Origin of the sequence: Nocardia sp. NPDC005998 (genome assembly GCF_040614395.1) — a bacterium.
GTDB lineage: Bacteria > Actinomycetota > Actinomycetes > Mycobacteriales > Mycobacteriaceae > Nocardia.
The window spans coordinates 1-2,303 of sequence record NZ_JBEXUI010000096.1 but is presented as its reverse complement, the minus strand read 5'-3'; the positions used below and the strand labels follow the sequence as shown (position 1 = coordinate 2,303).

Annotated in this window: 3 protein-coding genes; all 3 read right to left on the bottom strand. The window is 64.9% G+C overall.

The features are described from left to right. Nucleotides 1-470: 470 nt before the first annotated feature. Nucleotides 471-1,022, bottom strand: a complete 552-nt coding sequence (locus tag ABZ293_RS41975) for a flavin reductase family protein (protein WP_355189911.1) — start codon at nt 1,020-1,022, stop codon at nt 471-473. Nucleotides 1,023-1,193: 171 nt separating this feature from the next. After that, nucleotides 1,194-1,667: a YbaK/EbsC family protein gene (locus tag ABZ293_RS41970; RefSeq protein ID WP_355189910.1), complete on the bottom strand. Its 474-nt coding sequence runs from the start codon at nt 1,665-1,667 to the stop codon at nt 1,194-1,196. A 50-nt stretch (nt 1,668-1,717) separates the two neighbouring features. Next, the gene (locus ABZ293_RS41965; RefSeq protein ID WP_354962060.1) at nt 1,718-2,038 is read right to left on the bottom strand and encodes a 2-oxo-4-hydroxy-4-carboxy-5-ureidoimidazoline decarboxylase; all 321 of its coding nucleotides are present in this window, start codon (nt 2,036-2,038) and stop codon (nt 1,718-1,720) included. Nucleotides 2,039-2,303: the final 265 nt, after the last annotated feature.

The window sequence follows — 2,303 nt, the reverse complement described above, 5'->3', positions numbered from 1 at the left end:
CGCCCAGGCCGACAGATCTAGTTCAAGACCCGAAGTCAGTCATAAGGAGGGTCAAACCTCGGCGGGAGGTGCTCACCCACATCCTCTCTGTCATAGGGCGGTCGAATACGAACCCAAGGGCCTGGGTGACCACCATTCGGCTACGTTCGACAGACCCCGATCCAGGACTGGATACGGCAGGAGCTAGCTGGATGTGGCACTGAGGCCGCCGACTTCGTTCTGCGAAATTCACCGCGCGATTCGCCACCCGATGGAACCTCTGCCCGGTCACTTGCGTCTAGGACGGCGATGACGCTGGTCCGGCGGATCTCGGAAAGGCGGCTGAATGTATTCGGCAGAGCGGGATGCGCTCCAGTCCTGGACGGACGGTTGCGGGCGACACCTTCCATATCGAGGTTCGCACCGGCTCATCGCTCGATATACAGCGATCGAACGCTATTGCCGCCCAGCGGAATTCGACCCGACTCAGCTCACTCTTCGAGCGAGGTCGGGCGGTAGTAGCGGCCCCGGTAGTAGAGCAGGGGCGCGGCGGCGGGCTGTTCCTCGGTGCTGTCGCGCACCCGGGTGACCAGGCCGACGACGAAGGTGTGGTCACCGATCGGGATCAGCTGCTTAATGGTGGCCCGAATCCAGATGGGGGTGCCGTGCAGCACCGGCTCGCCGCTGTCCAGGGTGGTCCACAGCGAACGATCGGTGAAGCGTTGATCGGCGGTGCGGGCGAAGCGCTGGGCCAGATCGTGCTGATGTTCGCCGAGGAAGTGGATGACCACGGACTCGGCCGCCCGCAGCGCGGTCAGGCTCGATGAGGTGTGGGCGATATTGAAGGAGACCAGCGGCGGCTCCAGCGACAGCGATGCGAAGGACGTGGCCGTGAAACCGACCGGACCATTTTTCGAGCCGAGGGTGACCACCGTGACGCCCGCGGGATAGTGCCGCATGGAGGCGCGGTACTGCTCGGCGGTGATACCGCTCAGATCGTCGGGAACCTGGATATCCGTGGCAGGCGGTTGCGCATCGGTCACAGCTGCGCCTCGTCAGCGCTCGGCTCCGCTGCGACCGTCGGTGCTGTGTTGCTGGTTCTCCGCTCGCTCACATGACGAAACTACGCCGGGTTTGTCGGTAATGGATCGCCCCATGGTTGTTGGATTGATCTCCATCCCGCGATCCGCGCTGTTGCTGGGCGGGCGTGGAATTCAGTCCACGTCGATCGGAAGTCCGGCGGTAATGCGCACCAGTTCGCGAAACGAGGTGCGGAACACGGTATTCGGAACGCCGCCCGCGGCCCACACCTCCCGGTGCGTCGATAGCGCATTGTCCACCCAGGTCGGCAGGTTGGTGGGGTGGCCGACCGGTGCGATACCGCCGATGGGCTGACCGGTCACCTGCTGCACCATATCGGCGGGGGCGCGGGTGAGCGTGCCCTCCAGCCGCGCGCCGGTGTTCGCCAGATCCACCTGATGCGCCCCGGAGACCAGCAGCAGCACCGGATCCTCGTCGAGCAGGAACACGAGCGACTTGGTAATGGCGCCCACATCGACGCCGAGTGCCCGTGCGGCATCGGCGGCGGTGGGCGTGGGAGCGGGCTGAGTGACGATGACACCATGGTGGCCGCGCGCGATCAGGGTATCCGCGACCCGGCATGCGACTGGTGGAAGCGACCTGCGCATGGATCCAGAGTAGAGCGATTGCGGGCGATACGCCGGGCGAGTTTCGCCGGTCAGTATTCGGGATATCCTTCGGTGGGTCCGAGCAGCCGGTCGATCCGGTCGTGCACCACCCGGACCAGCTCCGTCATGTTGCGCTGTGAGACCTGTTCGTGCACAACCGCATCGAAGGCGCGATCGAGATCGGATTGCGAGAGCGCGAGCAGTTCGACATCCGCCGTGGCCAGCAGCGCATCGCGATCCGGATAGGGCCGGGCGTCGGCGAGCGTGGCCGCCCAGGTGACATTGCAGCAGACCTCGAACAGCGCGTGTACCGCACGGGCGTGAGTCATCGCATTGAAACGGTCGAGCCCTATTCCTTGATGCATCAGCACGATGGCCTCCCAGCCGGATGATGCGGAGTTTGCTGACTCGACCATCATGCGGCCAGCGTCGACTGAGCAACCAGTGCGCCACACCAACTTTTGCACAGGATTTACATGCGGTGTTGGATTTGCCGCGCCTGCGGCGCGGCGGGTTCGCGGCCCCGAATGTCAGCATCGCGTAGCGATTCGATGAGGGGTGGTGGTCGGGCGACGGGTGGGCCTCGCGTCCGAGCCGTCGAGACTCGCGACTGCGTCGCATGCGCTTCGACGACTC